At 38.0% G+C, this 17,564-nt stretch carries 17 protein-coding genes and 1 tRNA gene; 12 read left to right on the top strand and 6 right to left on the bottom strand.

All coding sequences use genetic code 11. From position 1 onward, the window contains the following. The first annotated feature begins 272 nt into the window (after positions 1–272). The 7 genes from O1450_RS10510 to O1450_RS10540 all read left to right on the top strand — a co-directional run bounded on the left by O1450_RS10510 (position 273) and on the right by O1450_RS10540 (position 6,219). Positions 273–1,631: an L-cystine transporter gene (locus O1450_RS10510; protein WP_269228364.1), complete on the top strand. Its 1,359-nt coding sequence runs from the start codon at positions 273–275 to the stop codon at positions 1,629–1,631. Between the two features lie 258 nt (positions 1,632–1,889). Further along, positions 1,890–2,939, top strand: coding sequence for an anthranilate phosphoribosyltransferase (gene trpD, locus O1450_RS10515; RefSeq protein WP_042862535.1), 1,050 nt, complete (start codon positions 1,890–1,892; stop codon positions 2,937–2,939). Between the two features lie 9 nt (positions 2,940–2,948). Continuing rightward, positions 2,949–3,755 carry an indole-3-glycerol phosphate synthase TrpC gene (gene trpC, locus O1450_RS10520; protein ID WP_269228365.1) on the top strand — a complete coding sequence of 269 codons (807 nt, stop codon included), beginning with the start codon at positions 2,949–2,951 and terminating at the stop codon, positions 3,753–3,755. Between the two features lie 140 nt (positions 3,756–3,895). Continuing rightward, positions 3,896–4,315: a hypothetical protein gene (locus O1450_RS10525; protein ID WP_269228366.1), complete on the top strand. Its 420-nt coding sequence runs from the start codon at positions 3,896–3,898 to the stop codon at positions 4,313–4,315. 198 nt (positions 4,316–4,513) lie between these two features. Beyond that, positions 4,514–5,203, top strand: coding sequence for a Smr/MutS family protein (locus O1450_RS10530; RefSeq protein WP_269228367.1), 690 nt, complete (start codon positions 4,514–4,516; stop codon positions 5,201–5,203). A gap of 90 nt (positions 5,204–5,293) precedes the next feature. Beyond that, entirely contained in the window at positions 5,294–5,842 is a 549-nt protein-coding gene (folE, locus tag O1450_RS10535) for a GTP cyclohydrolase I FolE (RefSeq protein WP_017397502.1), read from the top strand. Positions 5,843–5,856: 14 nt separating this feature from the next. Continuing rightward, complete coding sequence (locus O1450_RS10540; RefSeq protein ID WP_269228368.1) at positions 5,857–6,219, top strand: cupin domain-containing protein; 363 nt, start codon at positions 5,857–5,859, stop codon at positions 6,217–6,219. A 36-nt stretch (positions 6,220–6,255) separates the two neighbouring features. Here O1450_RS10540 and O1450_RS10545 read toward each other — a convergent pair whose 3' ends face one another. The 4 genes from O1450_RS10545 to hemE all read right to left on the bottom strand — a co-directional run bounded on the left by O1450_RS10545 (position 6,256) and on the right by hemE (position 10,783). After that, positions 6,256–8,136: an Lnb N-terminal periplasmic domain-containing protein gene (locus O1450_RS10545; RefSeq protein WP_269228369.1), complete on the bottom strand. Its 1,881-nt coding sequence runs from the start codon at positions 8,134–8,136 to the stop codon at positions 6,256–6,258. 79 nt (positions 8,137–8,215) lie between these two features. Then, positions 8,216–8,686, bottom strand: a complete 471-nt coding sequence (locus O1450_RS10550) for a DUF3015 family protein (RefSeq protein ID WP_004663119.1) — start codon at positions 8,684–8,686, stop codon at positions 8,216–8,218. Between the two features lie 186 nt (positions 8,687–8,872). Next, positions 8,873–9,637, bottom strand: a complete 765-nt coding sequence (locus tag O1450_RS10555; protein ID WP_420002356.1) for a DUF817 family protein — start codon at positions 9,635–9,637, stop codon at positions 8,873–8,875. 72 nt (positions 9,638–9,709) lie between these two features. After that, the gene (hemE, locus tag O1450_RS10560; protein ID WP_269228371.1) at positions 9,710–10,783 is read right to left on the bottom strand and encodes a uroporphyrinogen decarboxylase; all 1,074 of its coding nucleotides are present in this window, start codon (positions 10,781–10,783) and stop codon (positions 9,710–9,712) included. A gap of 200 nt (positions 10,784–10,983) precedes the next feature. Between hemE and O1450_RS10565 the strand changes: the two genes are divergently transcribed. Further along, entirely contained in the window at positions 10,984–12,186 is a 1,203-nt protein-coding gene (locus O1450_RS10565; protein ID WP_269228372.1) for a L,D-transpeptidase family protein, read from the top strand. A gap of 62 nt (positions 12,187–12,248) precedes the next feature. Here O1450_RS10565 and O1450_RS10570 read toward each other — a convergent pair whose 3' ends face one another. Next, positions 12,249–13,511 carry a GGDEF domain-containing protein gene (locus O1450_RS10570; RefSeq protein WP_269228373.1) on the bottom strand — a complete coding sequence of 421 codons (1,263 nt, stop codon included), beginning with the start codon at positions 13,509–13,511 and terminating at the stop codon, positions 12,249–12,251. 162 nt (positions 13,512–13,673) lie between these two features. Here O1450_RS10570 and pyrC point away from each other — a divergent pair, with 162 nt between their 5' ends. The 4 genes from pyrC (at position 13,674) to O1450_RS10590 (ending at position 16,300) form a co-directional block, all read left to right on the top strand. Then, a complete protein-coding gene (pyrC, locus tag O1450_RS10575; RefSeq protein ID WP_034602647.1) occupies positions 13,674–14,708 on the top strand; it encodes a dihydroorotase in 1,035 nt (344 codons plus the stop codon). Continuing rightward, the gene (rnt, locus tag O1450_RS10580) at positions 14,693–15,358 is read left to right on the top strand and encodes a ribonuclease T (RefSeq protein ID WP_269228374.1); all 666 of its coding nucleotides are present in this window, start codon (positions 14,693–14,695) and stop codon (positions 15,356–15,358) included. Before pyrC ends, rnt begins: the two co-directional genes overlap by 16 nt. Positions 15,359–15,377: 19 nt before the next feature. Continuing rightward, a tRNA-Glu gene (locus tag O1450_RS10585) sits at positions 15,378–15,453 on the top strand. Between the two features lie 163 nt (positions 15,454–15,616). Further along, positions 15,617–16,300, top strand: a complete 684-nt coding sequence (locus O1450_RS10590) for a glutathione binding-like protein (protein WP_269228375.1) — start codon at positions 15,617–15,619, stop codon at positions 16,298–16,300. A 5-nt stretch (positions 16,301–16,305) separates the two neighbouring features. Here O1450_RS10590 and O1450_RS10595 read toward each other — a convergent pair whose 3' ends face one another. After that, positions 16,306–17,550: an NADH:flavin oxidoreductase/NADH oxidase family protein gene (locus O1450_RS10595; protein ID WP_269228376.1), complete on the bottom strand. Its 1,245-nt coding sequence runs from the start codon at positions 17,548–17,550 to the stop codon at positions 16,306–16,308. Between the last annotated feature and the right edge of the window lie 14 nt (positions 17,551–17,564).

A 17,564-nucleotide genomic window follows, 5' to 3' on the forward strand; every position in this document is an offset into this window, starting at 1 on the left:
AACTCATACACACTGATTATTTTTTCAGCATTAAAATCAAGACTTAAAAATTTAATTCAAAGCAAATCATTCTTTTTAAAAAATTAAAATATTTTTCATGTATTTCAGAAGAAGAAATTCATCCTCATTTTTTCAGTTCTAGAATTCCTTTTTAATTTTTTAGATTAAGTATAGTCATAGGAATGATTAAGCTTCATGGGTGCTGAATGATAGAATCTGAATCATTATTTTCTAGAGATCTCCCCCTGAAATATCAATCAGGATAACCTATTGTGAATATCTTAGTTTTATTGAATATTATTGTTTTTTTCTTGCTGATTGCAGGATTGTTTTTTAGTTACCGACAAGATTGGAGTCTTTCTAAAAAAGTACTGATCGGTATGATCGTAGGTATTATTTATGGTTTAAGTCTTAAAGCGATTTACAGCAAAAGTGCAATTATTGAACAATCTGTTACATGGTTCAATCTCATCGGTAATGGTTATGTTCAACTTTTACAAATGGTGATCATGCCACTTATTTTTATCTCCATTTTAAGTGCGGTCGTCAAACTCCATCAAACCACCTCTTTAGGTAAAATCAGCGTATTTGTTATTGGTATTTTACTGGTTACCACAGCAATTGCTGCTTTTGTCGGAATTAGTATTACTAACTTATTTGGTCTGACTGCCGAGGGCTTAGTCCAAGGCACTAAAGAAACTGCGCGCCTTGCTGCAATTCAAAGCGATTACATTGGTCAAGTCACGAACCTAGATATACCTAAACTACTTCTCTCTTTATTGCCACAAAACCCTTTTGCAGATTTAACAGGTATACGACCAACATCAATCATTAGTGTGGTGATTTTCTCAGCTTTTTTAGGTGTTGCAGCATTAAAATTGATGGATAAAGACCCGATCAATGGTGAGAGAATTCGACATGGTATCGAAGCATTACAAGCCTTGATTATTGGCTTAGTGCGTTTAGTGATGCAATTTACGCCTTATGGTGTATTAGCACTCATGGCGAAAATGGTCGCAACTGCAAACCTTGCTGACATTGTTAAGCTAGGTGAGTTTCTAGTCGCTTCTTATCTCGGTCTTGCCGTTATGTTTATTGTACATGGGCTAATTTTATTATTCGTTCGTGTCAACCCAATTGAGTTTTTCAAAAAAGTTTTTCCTGTACTTACTTTTGCATTTACAAGCCGCTCAAGTGCAGCAAGCATTCCTCTCAACATTGAAACACAACATAAACAATTAGGTGTTCCAGAAGGCATCGCCAGTTTTTCAGCATCATTTGGAGCAACAATAGGTCAAAATGGTTGTGCTGGTTTATACCCAGCTATGCTTGCGGTTATGGTAGCGCCTACAGTAGGAATTAATCCTCTTGATCCTTTATGGATAGCGCAACTGGTGACAATCGTTACACTGAGTTCAATCGGTGTCGCAGGTGTTGGTGGCGGTGCAACTTTTGCTGCTTTAATTGTATTACCAGCAATGGGGCTGCCAGTCACATTGGTCGCTCTACTTATCTCAATTGAACCTTTAATTGATATGGGCCGTACGGCTTTAAATGTAAATGGCTCTATGACTGCTGGTGTGGCAACAAGCCAAATACTTGGGCTTAGAAACAGCATCAATAACGATTAATCAAATATTGTTTCAATCAAAGCCAATCATTCGATTCGATGATTGGCTTTTAATTTTATACAGATCATGATTAGAAAAGATTAAGAACCACTCTACCTAGCTATTTAAATTAAAATCTAAGCACAAACATAAAACTGAGACTATTTTCTGCTAACATAGTCGATTAGCAAGTGAGCCTTTCTCACAAAACCAAGTCCTTCTTCTTTTTTAACCCACTTCACTTAAGAATTTTAATCATTAATGCTGTAACTCATGACTATGAATATCCAACAGGCTCTTAATCACATTACCAAAAACATTCATCTTACCCAGCCACAAATGGAAGATGTCATGCGTAGCATTATGCAGGGCGAAGCAACTGATGCACAAATCGGTGCGTTAATGATGGGCTTGCGCATGAAAGGTGAAAGTATTGATGAAATCACTGCAGCAGCACGCATTATGCGTGAGTTTGCAATTAAAATTGATGTGAGTGATATTCCTCACTTGGTTGATATTGTCGGCACAGGTGGAGATGGTCAGAATTTATTTAACGTCTCTACAGCTTCAAGTTTCGTTATAGCTGCTGCTGGTGCAACCATCGCCAAACATGGTAACCGTGGTGTGTCGAGTAAGTCAGGTTCATCCGATGTACTCGAACAAATGGGAATTCAGCTTGATTTAGATATGCAACAAACCGAACGCTGCATCCGTGAAATGGGTGTAGGTTTCCTATTTGCACCAAATCATCATAAAGCCATGCGTTATGCAGTCGCACCTCGTCGTGAGTTAGGGATTCGTAGTATTTTCAATCTACTTGGCCCATTAACAAATCCTGCTGGTGTGAATCGTTTTGTGATCGGGGTATTTTCAGATGAGTTATGCCGCCCTATCGCTGAAGTATTAAAGCAGTTGGGTGCAGTGCATGTACTGGTTGTACACTCTAAAGATGGTTTAGATGAGATCAGTCTTGCAGCACCAACCACAGTTGCTGAACTGAAAGATGGCGAAATTACTGAATGGACTTTGACACCAGATGATGTAGGCATTCCATCTCAAACACTAACTGGCTTAGTGGTCAACAGTTCAGAAGAAAGCTTAAAGCTAATCAAAGATGCTTTAAGCCGAGATAAATCAGATATTGGTGAAAAAGCAGCAAACATGATTGCACTGAATGCAGGTGCGGGTATTTATGTTGCTGGTATCACCAAGACTTACAAGCAAGCAGTTGAGTTCGCTCAAGATATTCTTTATGGCGGACAAGCTTTAGAAAAAATGAGTATCTTGGCTGAATTTACCAAGACATTAAAACAATCTCAGGCAGACTAAGGACTTCTCATGATCGATATTCAAAATACCATTTTAGGTAAAATTGTTGACCGCAAACATGAGGAGCTTGCAGCACGTTTAAAACAACGTAGTTTGTATGATGTTGAACAGTGGGCAAAAGAAGCAACACCTGTTCGTGGTTTTGCCAAGGCTTTACAACATAAACGTCCAGCCGTTATTGCTGAAATTAAAAAAGCGTCACCTTCTAAAGGTGTGATCCGAGCAGATTTCAATCCTGCTGAAATTGCACAGCAATATGAACAAGCAGGTGCTGCTTGCTTGTCTGTATTAACAGATGTGGATTTCTTCCAAGGTGCGGATGAAAATATTGCAATCGCACGTAATCACTGTGGCCTACCTGCGTTGCGCAAAGATTTCTTGGTTGATCCTTATAATGTTGTTGAAGCACGTGCGCTGCATGCAGATTGTATTTTATTGATCGTGGCATGTTTATCAGATCAACAGCTTGAGGAAATGTCGAAAACTGCATTTGAGCATCAACTTGATGTGTTGGTTGAAGTGCATGATGAATATGAATTGGAACGTGCATTAAAGCTTTCTGAGCAATGTATTCTAGGCGTGAATAACCGCAATCTTAAGACCTTTGATGTTGATTTAAATACTTCATTACGTTTAAAGAAATTGTTACCTGCTTCGCGTGTATTGGTTACTGAAAGTGGTATTGCAACGCCTGCTGATGTAGAAATGATGCAAGCCAATGATATTCATACGTTCCTTGTTGGTGAAAGCTTTATGAAACAGCCCCGTCCAGATCAAGCGTTTGGTGAGTTGTTTGGAAAAACTGAACAGGTTTAAATTTATGAGGTTCAAGGTAAAATTTTGCCTTGAACCTTTTAAATGATGCTAGAACTAAATATAAGTTCTTAATAAAGAATAAAAATTAGAGTTAGAAAATACCAATAGATTAATCAACGATTAAAGACTGATGAAAAAACATGAGTAATTTTTTATTAATTCTAGGGCTGATCTTTTTAGTTAGCTTTCCAATTTATAGTCATCTCTATTGCTATCAAAAAATTCAGAAGTTCAAAAATCCAAGAGTATTTTATTTCTTTATTTTAATTCCTGGAGTCATCTTTATTAGCAGCGGAATGTACTTTTCCCCTGTAGATACATTTATTAAATCTGAAGAATGCGGTGTAGTAGAACAATATAAAACTTTTCAGAAACGGAGAGGTCACTTCGAGCGCCTTGCAATTGTGATGGATCAATCTGGTTATATTCGTTATTTTGACTTCGATGATACTTTACCCCGTGTTCAAGTTAACCAACATATTTGCTTTGAACTGTACGACCGTTTAAAAAATAAAGGCTTAAACCAATCACGAATTATAAGGATTCTAACTCCCTCTTAATAAATGAAAAATTACAAACGTAGCTTCCGTAGATAATGGATAAAGAAACTAAATCAATTTATCCCATCAATACTTTGAAGCATTTATCATCACTTTAAAGCTCATATCGCTCCATGAATGCAATTCAGTTCAAATCATCACGGTTTCGGACTATAATTTTTCCATCTCTCTCGTATCTTGCATATTTTCTTAAAAATTATGAGTAAACATGATTCCTCGCTTTCTAAAGATCAGTTTAACTTACTGAAAGCCTTTAAAAAGCAAATCTCTAACCCTCAATCTAGCGCTATTGCAAAACAAGTTGAGGCAAAAAAAACTCAGGCTATCAATGAAGAGTTGGAAGATACTGAGCTTTTTAAAAAAGCCCTACTTGGGGTAAAACCTATCGACAATCAAAATATTGCAGACACCAAAGTCACACGTCGCAAAAAAGTTGATGCCCAAACTTTAGCAAAACGCGCAGCAGCCGAAGGTGGTACTGAGCAAGAGCTTACAGAAATTTCGGATACTCAAGCGATCTTAAATCCAGTGGCAAGCCAAGCGACTTTAAGCTATCGCATTGCAACCTTGCAGCACAAAGTCTTTGAAGATTTAAAAACAGGTAAAACTCGTTGGTTTGAAGCAGTCGATTTACATGGCTGTACCGTTGAACAAGCCCGAGCAGCCGTTCTACAGATCATTCAAATGGCAAAAGATGAAAATCAAAATGTCATCAAAATTGTTCACGGTAAAGGACCTGAAGCCATTTTAAAAACCTATGTCAATGGCTGGCTTAGACAACATCGTGATGTACTTGCATTTGTCAGCGCACCTGACAATCAAGGGGGTACTGGTGCTGTTTTAGTGCTCTTAAAACGTGCAGAAAAGAACCCAAAGCACAAACAATAATCGGCATTTGGTTCAAAATTAAGTTTTTGAGTCGTTTTCTGATACAATTCCCGTTTTGTTCAACCCACCTAAGTGAACATTGTTATGTCTATGCAGCAATCGTACGCAAATATTTTAACTGCCGTTGGTGAAGATCTAAATCGCCCAGGCTTAAAAGATACGCCTATGCGTGCGGCTAAAGCTTTTTCTTTTTTAACTTCTGGTTATAGCAAAACCCTTGAAGAAGTTACAAATAGTGCGGTTTTCCCATCCGATAACCACGAAATGGTATTGGTCAAAAATATCGAGTTTTATTCGCTTTGTGAACATCACCTTCTCCCTTTTTATGGTCGTGTCCATATTGCTTATTTACCTGAAGGTCAAGTTTTAGGTTTATCTAAATTTGCACGTATTACAGAAATGTTTGCGCGTCGTTTGCAAATTCAAGAAAACTTAACACAGCAAATTGCAGAAGCAGTTGCAGAAGTGACTCAGGCACGTGGTGTTGCGGTTGTGATTGATTCAGCCCATATGTGTATGATGATGCGCGGTGTCGGCAAACAAGAATCAACGACACGTACAGTTTCTTTTGTGGGTGATTTTAAAACGGATAAAGATGCACGTCGTGAGTTTTTAAGTGCTGTTCCTGAAAGCTATTAAGCTGAGCAATTAGAATGTCATCAGTTCAGTTAGCAGGTTTCGGCGATTTAATCGTAAATGAAGCAAATATTGATTACCCTCGTCCCGATCGTCTGGTTCGAGGTAATCCTGAACGTCTCACCTATAGCTTATATGAACATCCACATATGGACTGCGGTATTTGGAAATGTGAAATTGGTGCTTGGAATATTCAATTCGCTGACAATAAACAAGAGTTCTTTCAAGTGATTGAAGGAATTGTCCGTATCCATGATGCAAAAACTCATTCTTTTATTGAAGTGACTGCTGGAAATGCAGGGATTATCCCACCCGCATTTGTCGGTACATTTGAAGTCGTTGAAGCAGTTAAAAAATACTATGTCATCGTTGAAGTCTAGATACTGGAAATTAGCCTGATCCTAGTGATATCTTATCTAAAAAAACAGAACATAGCCTAAACCTACTTTATTCCAGTCTTTATGATCTTGTTGTTCAAAATCCAAATTCAGACGCAGAGCATGATTTGTATTCACACTATATTGTAGCTGTGTACCGACTCTTAAATTCCACTGGTTATGATCTTGCCAATACGGCAGTTCAACTTGCACCACACTATTAATATTATCAGACCATACGTTCATACAGCCTACAGTCGGCCCAACTCCAACACGCCAGCCTTTATCTAAATTTTTACCGCCTTGAATATGGCTTTGTAGTTGGGCATAACACAGATGTCGACGATCATAATCTGCCACGCTATAACCAACTTGCATATTTAGATTCATCACGCCATGTTGCTCATCTTCACTCAACTGCCCATTTTCAATGGCTTCCTGTTTCCAACCTAGATTAAATCCCCAAGTTGACGGCGATTTAAAAGGTTGAACTGGATTATAAGAATTCACTGACAATAGATCTAAATGTTCGAGCTTGAGCTTGTCATCACGATATTGCAGACTACCATCTAAAAATAGTAATTGTGTGCCTGTGCGATAACCTCCTTGTGGATCAATCAAATCGTGATAAGCCTGACGATGACCCAGCTCCACAAACTTTTGTCCTTGCACCTCACCCACATTCACTGACAAATTACGTGCATGATGCCCTTCTACAGGCTGCATTTTTGGACGCTCTGGTTGTTGGCGTTGCTTTTCAACTTCAATCTGACTTCTTTCAGCAAGAAGCTGTCTTAATTTTGGCTGAGCAATATTGGCATCAACTTGACGGCTGATATATTGTAGATATAAATCATCGTAAGCCATTTCTAAAATTTTGGCCTGATCTTGTGGTTGATATGCTTTTAAAATGGGTTGAACCTGATCTGTCTCGGTAAAGGCAACCTGATGAGCAACTTTGGCTAAAGCTGTACCATGCTGCTTGGCTTGAGCAAGTAATTGGGTTTCCAAAGCTGGTCGATACACGACTTCTTTCACTAAGTCTTGTTGATCGACAGCCTTCAAGGTTTCAATTGGAATGGCAGCATAGTTAAACTGCTGTTTTAAATTTAAATTTGGACGTACTAAATCAATTAAACCGAGTAAACGGTAAGCACAGTTATCACTGACAAAATAATAGGGAAAACTCACATGCTGCATTTCCCAAATATGTTCAACCAAAAAACGAGTTTCTTCAGGTGTTAAATTGAGCTCATATTCCCATAGATCACGGCTTTCAAAATCACCATACTCTTTTACTTTACGATAATACGGCATTAGTGAATATTCACCGGGATACTGTCCTGTTAAGCCCTTCCATGCATAGGACCAGTTATCATCACCTTTCACTGTGGCAGCATAGTTCACGGCATAGGACACTAGATTGAGTTGTTTCTGATCTTTAGGATCTAGACGCAGCAAAGTATGCCCAAACATCGAACTCGGATTGCCCATAAAGTCAGTGGCATAAACCAAAGTGGCTTTATGCGGCTTGATTTGATTGATCCAATCGTTAAATTCAACACAATTTACTTTTGGAAGTTGTTGTACATCAATATCGAGTTGTTGCATTAACCAACGACTACGTGCAGGAAACTTACAACGGATGGATTGGTTATCTGGGGCTTCAAGAAACAAGGCTTTAATATTTGCTTGTAATTCACTCTTTAAATTTGTTTTGCCGTCTTTGGCATAAAAATAACCAGCATAAGTGACTTCGCTGTTTTGTTTTTGATCGGCATACATCAAGCGTTGCCATGTGGTTTGATGATCTAATTGTTTTTGTTGAGCAAGGTCTAAATACTTTTGTAAATCAGATTCAACCGAGGCATATGTAAAATGACATATCAAAGATGTAAATACAAAAGTAGCTAATTTCATTCAATCGCAATTTTTAAAAATAATCAGAATAAGTATAAGAAAACCCTGCCATTAAGACAGGGTTTTATCGTGCAACAAATTAAACGTATGCTTTAAGCACAGCGTCTTTTGCCATCACGCTTTGTAAAGCATCTAAAACTTGAAGTGAGTTTGTATTTTTGCTTGAATAAATTTCAGCAAAGTTTGCTTTAGACACAGCAAAGAAGCGAGCTTTGTCGTTGGCTTTAATTTGCATTAATTCGGCAAGTACATTTAAACTTTCGCCTTGACCAACTGCCATATCACGCGCTAAAGACTCTGCATTTTCATTGGTAAATGTCACAACTTGAGCCGTTACTGTACCACCTTGACGGCATCCTAAAGTACCGAACGTAATCCCTAATAATTGGTTGGTAAAAATTCCATTGGTTGTTGCTGCAAGGATTTTAGGTGCAATACCTTTTTGACCTGCCCAAATTTGTGTACCAGCACCGCAACCAACATCATTATCAGCCATTGCAACACTTGAGCCAGCTGCTAGCAAAGCTGCTAATGCAATTTTTTTTAACATAAGAAATGTCTCCAGTCTCAATTATTTTTAACTATTTGTTATCACTATTGTGCTGTGTAATTGTTCTTACACAAAGATTAACATAACGAGGTTAAACTTTTTTAGCAAATAAATTTTGAAATATATATGAAATATTTATAACAAAAAGGAGCTCAATAAAAGCTCCATTTGCACGACTATAATCTTTTAGCGCAATCGCCAAGATCCATTTTTATCCCGCACACCTAATATTTTTAAAACCAAGACTAAACTTAAAAGTAATAATAGATACCAAGAACCTAACTTGCCCCAACCCACCATATGCCAAGCATCAACTTGGCTTGGATAAAGCCAAATTTTATAGAAAGTACTGATGTTCTCTGCAATCCAAATCAAAAAAGCAAGCAACAATAAAATCGGTAGCATAGGCACTTTAAAACGATGTTGCTGCAACTGAAAATAAAGCCGAGTTTTCCAAAAAATTACGATGCTCCAAATAAATAGCGCAAGACGAATATCAGGAATAAAAAACTTGCTCATAAAGTTAAGGTAAGACAACACTGCCAAACACAGCATATTGCCAAAATTCGGCAAATTCTCGAATGAAACATTATAGAGTCGCAAAGAACGAGCAAAAAAACTACCCACTGCTGAATACATAAACCCTGCAAACAATGGCACAGTCAGTAATTTAAATATGGCTGGTTGAGGATATTGCCATGAGGCAATCGCTGGATGGGTCAAAAATATTTCCATTCCCATCGCCATGATGTGGAATAAAGCAATCACTTTCGCTTCGGCCCATGACTCGAGCTTTAAATAAATTAGACAGGTTTGAATAATCAGCGCATAAAATAACAAATAATCGTAACGAAAAAAGCCCCAATATTCATGACTTCCCATCGGTGCGGTGACTGCAAATGCAATCAAAAGCAACAACCCAAATAAGGCAGCCGAAGCTGCCTTAGTCATGAAATTTAGGGATAATACGATCAACTGCACAAAATGAATCCTAGCGTGTTTAGTCTTGAAATATGCTCAATATCAACCTAAATATTTTGCGCTGTATTCATGTACAGTATCGACAAAAATCTTAGGTTGGGCAGGATCAACCCATTGGGTAATGCCATGACCTAAGTTTGCGATATACCCTGTTTTCTCACCATTTGCATACGCATCATCCAACATCGCTTTCACAGATTTTTCAATTGAAGCAGCTGAACCATAAAGCACAGCAGGATCTAAATTCCCTTGTAAAGCAGCACGCCCTGCAACCACATCACGTGCAGTATAAAGCGGTGTAGTCCAATCTAGACCAAACGCATCCGCACCTGTGGTCAGCATCGTCTCCAACCACTGACCGCCACCTTTCGTGAACACAATAATCGGAATACGTCGACCATCTTTTTCACGTTGTAATCCTGCAATAATCTTGGTCATATAATTCAATGAGAATTCAACATATTCTCTATGCGCTAGCGCACCGCCCCAGCTATCAAAAATTTGAATCGCTTGAGCACCTGCATCAATTTGTGCATTCAGATAATCAATCACTGAATCAGCAAGATGATCAAGTAAGGCATGTAACACTTCAGGTTGCGCATACATCATATTCTTAATGAAGCGGAATTCTTTACTTGAACCACCTTCAACCATATAGGTTGCTAAGGTCCAAGGGCTGCCCGAAAAACCAATCAGCGGCACTTGTCCATTTAAAGCAGATCGAATCGTTGAAACTGCATTCATGACATAAGCTAGATCTGATTTAGAATTTAGTTTAGGTAAATTCGCCACATCTTGTTCAGTGCGCACTGTTTTATGAAACTTTGGTCCTTCACCTGTTTCAAAATACAAACCCAGACCTAAAGCATCAGGTATAGTCAAAATATCAGAAAATAAAATCGCAGCATCAAGCTCATAGCGGCGTAACGGTTGTAATGTTACTTCGCAGGCAAATTCAGTATTTTTACATAGAGATAAGAAATCGCCTGCCTGAGCACGAGTTTCACGATATTCTGGTAAATAACGCCCTGCTTGACGCATCATCCAAACGGGTGTGGTGTCTACAGGTTCACGTAATAAAGCTCGTAAAAAACGATCATTTTTCAACGTTGTCATTACCAATCTCTAAATTTTTTCATGTTGAGTGCATCATAGCAAAGTTAACCTCGAATTTATAATTGAAAACCCATACAACAAATCAGACTTCAACTATTTTTTTTACTTGGACACAAAACTGCTACTGCAAGCTGTTCTATTTTCTGTAATACTTGCAATATCTTATATCTCAATATGAATAATTCTTAAGGTTGAATTACATGTTTGTTCGCTCATTACTCGCTATGAGTTTAAGTTGTATTCTTGCTAATGTTGCTTTTGCTGCCCCAACAACTGAGCAACCATTAAATCCAAAAAAAATCTCAGCTCCAGTTCAAGATCCTATTGACCCATTATCTATCGAGCGTTCTGCTGCATCGAGTGTAATGGCTCAATCCGCATCAAGTGTTGCTGTTCAAGCTGCTTCTGAGCCACAAGTCAATACGGGAGCTGCTTCAGCAATATCTCAAAAACTGGAAAATGCACCCGATACCACGACTACAACAGCACCAGCTGTCAAAGTTTCATGGACTTTAGACAGTTTGAATACAGCTGACTGGTATGAAAATATTGGTAAAGGTCAATTTCCTGTATATGCACGTGCACATGTGATGCTCAATAATGCTCATGCTTCACCTGGTGCAATTGATGGCTCAAATGGTAAAAATACACTAAAAGCAATTGCTTCATTTCAACAAATGAATGGCCTTACACCAACAGGTCAATTGACTAAAGAAACTTGGGATGCTTTAGTCGCTCAACAAAACAAACCAACATATATTGAATACACGATCACGGATGCGGACTTAAAAGGTCCATATGCGGATTCAATTCCTGCTGACTATGCACTACAAGCAAAAATGAAAGGTTTGTATTACACACGCGTAACAGAAATGTTGGGTGAAAAGTTTCATATGGATGAAGGTTTCCTCAAAAAACTAAATCCAACTGCAACGTTCAAAAAAGCAGGCGAAAAAATTATTGTTGCCAATGTGCGCAATGATTTGCCAGAAGATATTCATTTAATTGTGGCACATAAAGGTGCTCGTCAACTTTATTTATTCAATAGTCGTAATCAAATGATCGCGTCATTTCCTGCGACAATTGGTAGTTCTGATACACCATCTCCAACGGGTACGTATAAGGTTGTAGGAGTGACTAAAAATCCATACTACAGTTATTCACCTTCAAATTTCGTTCAAGGCAATAACCTTAAACCGCTCATGTTACCACCTGGTCCAAACGCACCAGTTGGTAATATTTGGATCGGTTTAAGCAAGCGATCTTTTGGGATTCATGGGACACCGAATCCTTCTTTGATTTCGAAGACAGCATCGCATGGTTGTATCCGTTTAACCAACTGGGATGCAAATGATTTAGGTGGAAAAGTACGTTCTGGCGTTACTGTAAAGTTCTTAGAATAATTTAGATTATTCAATAAAAAACCGAATACCATCAGTATTCGGTTTTTTTATCACGCTTTCTTTTATTCGACACTGGGCAAGGGTTGATAATAGATTTGGTTACGTCCAAGTTGTTTCGCTCTATATAGCGCTTTATCCGCAGTATGAATCACCGAATCTTGACTAGTTTTAGGATTGCCATTAAACACCGTAATACCCAAACTAATGGTCACATGATTAGAAACTAATGATTTTTCATGCGGAATCATCTGCCGATCAATCGCTCGATAGATATTGGTTGCTACAGCATATGCACCTTGAGCAGATGTTTCTGGTAAAAGCACAACAAATTCCTCGCCCCCATAACGTGCAATGAAATCCATGTGCCGAATTGAGCTTTTAATCGTTTTCGCAATCGCGGAAATAACTTGATCTCCCATCTGATGACCATAAAAATCGTTATAGTTTTTAAAATAATCAATATCTATAAATAATACTGACATTGCCTTACTTTCTTTACATGCGAGTTCATAGTAATAACTAAACATTTCTTCAAAAGTGCGTCTATTTGAGACCTTGGTTAACTCATCATGTTGGCTTAAATGTAGAAGCTCAGATGCTTGGAACCGCAAAATTTTTTCATCAATTTCAGCTATTTTCGTTTTTAGAAATAATTTTCTTTCCTTAGAGCTGAGCATTACACTAATCGAAAAACCCAACAATAGACTTCCTATAAACGTACGCCCTAACATTAAAAAATCACAGGGTACTTTGAGAAAGTATAACGACAATAAGATCACAATTGCTGCTGAAGAACCAATCCATAACATATGTTTGGGTTTAATCCCACTCAAAATAAAACCTAGCATATATAAGAATGCAATCAACACCATCGCCTGGCTTTGCAACACTGCATTAGAAATACTCATCATCAATAAAGATGGAAAAAGAATTGTGCAAAACACAATCACACAGGTTGCAGGATAAAATAATGGGTTAAGCCGTCTAAAACGGGAAAATGCCCAAAATGAAAATAATGCAACACCCACCACAACCAAACTAAGAATGCTATATATAAGATCTAATAGAAAGTGAGTACTTGTTCGAATAACCAATAAGTTTGATGGTAAAATCAAAAGTACAAAAATCGTATACGTAATCACCCCTTGACCAAAGAACTGAATCGCATTAATTCTAGTTCGATCAATATTAAATTGCCAAAACTCATTTTCGAGTTGGGTCGGCAAATTTTTCTGTGTTTTCTTGGTTCTAGACTGTGTAATGACTAACTGTTCTAGATCTTCTTTTTCTTTACATAACTGCTTAATATCATATTGATTTTCCATCCCTTTCACTCTTCTTATAATACTGTATTCTTGTCCAACATAAAAATAACACAATTTCTTATATTTTCATGTGCTTTACGTAACCACTTATCCATAATTGTAGTTACCATTTTCGCACTATATGCATTATTATTTATATTATTTTTAAGCCTGAAGTACGCCTTGAATACGATTACACTTTTACAGCCAGATGATTGGCACGCCCACTTGCGTGATGGATTAGCTTTAAAACGTACTGTTCCAGATCTTGCGAAACAATTTGCACGTGCGATCTGTATGCCGAACTTGGTTCCACCAGTCAAAACTGTAGAAGAAGCTTTGGCATATCGAGATCGTATTCTCGCTCATGTTCCCGAAGGACTTCACTTTGACCCACGTATGGTGCTTTATTTTACAGATTTCACTTCCCCTCAAGAAGTTCTTAAAATTAAAGAATCTGAATATGTAAATGCGATCAAACTCTACCCCGCTGGCGCAACGACAAATTCAGATAATGGCGTTAGCGATATTCGTAAAGTTTATGCCGTGATTGAACAACTTGAAGAACACCAAGTCCCGTTATTGTTACATGGTGAGGTTACTCACAATCATGTCGATATTTTTGATCGTGAAAAAAGATTCTTAGATGAAATTTTGTCTCCGTTATTAAAACAGTTCCCAAAATTAAAAGTTGTGTTAGAACATATTACGACAAGTGACGCTGCAAATTTTGTACTTGAACAAGATCGTAATGTTGCCGCAACGATTACACCGCAACATTTGCTCTTCAATCGTAATGACATGTTGGTCGGTGGTGTGAAACCTCACTTCTATTGTTTGCCAATTTTAAAGCGTCAAACACATCAAACCACATTATTAGAAGTTGCAACTAGTGGTAATCCAAAATTCTTCTTAGGTACTGACAGTGCACCACATGCCCAGAATGCCAAAGAGAATGCATGTGGTTGTGCGGGTTGCTACAGTGCGCCAAATGCAATCGAATTGTATGCACAAGCCTTTGATCAAGTGGGTAAGTTAGAACGCTTAGAAGGTTTCGCAAGTATGTTCGGTGCTGACTTCTATGGCTTACCGCGTAATACTTCAACAATCACTTTGGTAAAAGAAGAAAATACAGTTGCTGAATCTTTTGATTATCTAGAAGATCAAAAAATCATTCCACTTCATGCAGGTAAAACACTGCAATGGAGAAAAGTGTGACACAAGAAGAAAACAAAGCTCCTGTGATTGGTCAGCGTTTTCGTGGATTCTTACCTGTTGTTGTTGATGTTGAAACAGCAGGTTTTAATTCTCAAACTGATGCATTACTTGAAATTGCTTGTATCCCGATTGTCTATGATGAGCAAGGTCAGTTCATACCTGGCCCATCATTCCATGCACACATCAATCCTTTTGAAGGTGCAAACTTAGATCGTCGCTCATTAGACTTCATTGGAATTGATCCTTTTAATCCGATGCGTGTAGCGATGGCCGAAGATGAGCGAACAGCTTTACGTCGTATTTTCAAATCACTCACGGAAGTCCGAAAAGCACAGCATTGTACTCATGCAGTATTGGTAGGACATAATGCTCACTTTGACTTAGGTTTTTTACAAGCTGCAATTGCTCGATCTGGTACAAAAAATCAGAATCCCTTTCATAGCTTTTCGGTATTTGATACTGTGACTTTGAGCGCAGTGATGTTTGGTCAAACTGTGTTAGCACGTGCATGTATTCAAGCTGGCATCGAGTTTGATGGTAAAGAAGCACACTCTGCTTTATACGATACGCAAAAAACTGCTGAACTGTTTTGCTATATTTTGAACAAACTGTCTCCTCATCTTCTTGACACTTTGGTGACAGAGCCCTAATATACACCCACCTCAAGAAGTCCCTATCGTCTAGAGGCCTAGGACATCGCCCTTTCACGGCGGTAACCGGGGTTCGAATCCCCGTAGGGACGCCAAATTTTAAAAAGCCACTGCATCTTTAAGACAGTGGCTTTTTTATTGGTTCTTTATAAATAGAGCTGCTACAAAATAATTATTTTGAAAAATCTATTTTATTATCCTTAGTATATTTTCTACCCTATACTGAAAACAGATCAAAACCATAATTTTAAACCTAATATGCAAATCCGTTTATTCCACTTACAAAATTCACGTTCTCAACGCATCGTTTGGTTTTTAGAAGAATTAGGACTTCCCTACGAGTTAGTCATCAACCACCATTCAAACGTAGATGAAAAGAAAAACACACCGCATCAATTATCAAAATTTCCTACCGTTGAAATAATAAATCAAGAGCAAATTTTTATCTTAGCCGAAACTTCAGCGATTATTGATTACTTGTCTTATCTATATCCTCAGTTAAAGCAAAGTAAATTATTAGGACCACAACTTCAAAGTTTTTATTATTGGAAAAATTATTGTGAAGCCACATTTATTCCAGACCTATTACTCAAACAAATTTTTCACCAAATTGTACAACGTACGCCATTTCCTGTTCGCTTCGTTTCAAAGTTTTTAAAATATGGATTTGATCAAGGCTATTTAAATCCATCGTTACAGCAACAAATGACCATGATTGATAAGCATTTAAAAGATCACTCATGGTTTGCTGGAGATCAATTTACGATTGCAGATATTTTGATGTGGTTTCCATTACTGGCTTGCTCGCAAAATGACCATCAATTTAAACATATACAGCGTTATTTAGCCCAAATAGAAAACAGACCCGCCTTTAAAAAATCTTTAATTAAAGGGCAATGGTCTGCTTCTACATTTCAGTCCTATTGGACAATTGCGTGGTAATTCAGTTATGCCGATTTACGCGAATTGACTCGACCTTTAACAACAGCCTTAATATTGCCTTTTGCATAATTTAAAAACACAATTAAAGGTGACAATTTAGGATTTGGTTTTTTACCTTGTCCAATGGCCTTGAATTGTGCTGCATACCAAATGATTTCCATGATTGCCATTTTATCGACAAAAGGAATCCCTGTTTTAATTTGATTCACGGCATAACGTACATCATTGCCTGCAATTAAACGATCTGTTAAATCAGTTTCAACTGCCAATGGACGTGCAATACCAATAAAATCACATGCACCACTTTGAAGTGCTGCATTCATTCCTGCTACTGTACGGAAACCACCCGTTACCATCAATTTACACGCCACATGTTGGCGAATCTTTTCAGCAAATTCTAAGAAATAAGCTTCTCGTGCAATGGTACTGGCTTTACGTGATTCAGCTTTAGCACCCGCCATTGCAGGTGCTTCATACGTACCACCTGAGATTTCAATAATATCAATACCAGCTTCATCAATGGTTTTGAATACGGTAATGACATCTTCCTCAGTAATCCCACCGCGTTGGAAATCAGCTGAATTAAGTTTCACAGAAATGATAAAGTTTTCTGATGTTGCAGCACGGACAGCCTTATAAATTTCAACCAAGAAACGCATACGGTTCTCAATCGAACCACCCCATTGATCGGTACGTTTATTGGTTAATGGAGATAGAAATTGACTAATCAGATAACCATGCGCACCATGAAGCTGCACACCTTCAAATCCTGCTTTTTCACACACTGCTGCGGCTGTTGCAAAACGTTGAATAATATCTAAGATTTCTTCATGTTTAAGTTCTCGGGGAGTTCCAAACATTGCTGCAAGCATGGGACTAAAAGGAACTGCTGATGGTGCAACAGTTTCTTTATTCAAACCTTTCGGACATTGGCGACCAGGGTGAGACAATTGAATTAATTGCACCATGCCATATTTTTTACCAACATCAGCCCATTGCTTTAATTTTGCTAAGTCACGTTCAGTTTCAATCGCAACCACACCAGGTTCATTCTTGGCAGCAATATTGACCATCACATTGCCTGTAATCGCACAACCTAAACCGCCTTTTGCCCATGCCTCATACAAGCCTATGTGCAATTCATTTGGCTGCCCTTCGTGATTAGCAAGTGCTTCACTCATTGCCCCTTTTATAATGCGGTTTTTAAATGTGGTATTACGAATTTGAATACTGTCTGCAATCTGACTCATGGTCATCCCCTGTC

Source organism: Acinetobacter sp. TR11 (assembly GCF_027105035.1).
In the GTDB taxonomy this organism is placed as follows: Bacteria; Pseudomonadota; Gammaproteobacteria; order Pseudomonadales; family Moraxellaceae; genus Acinetobacter.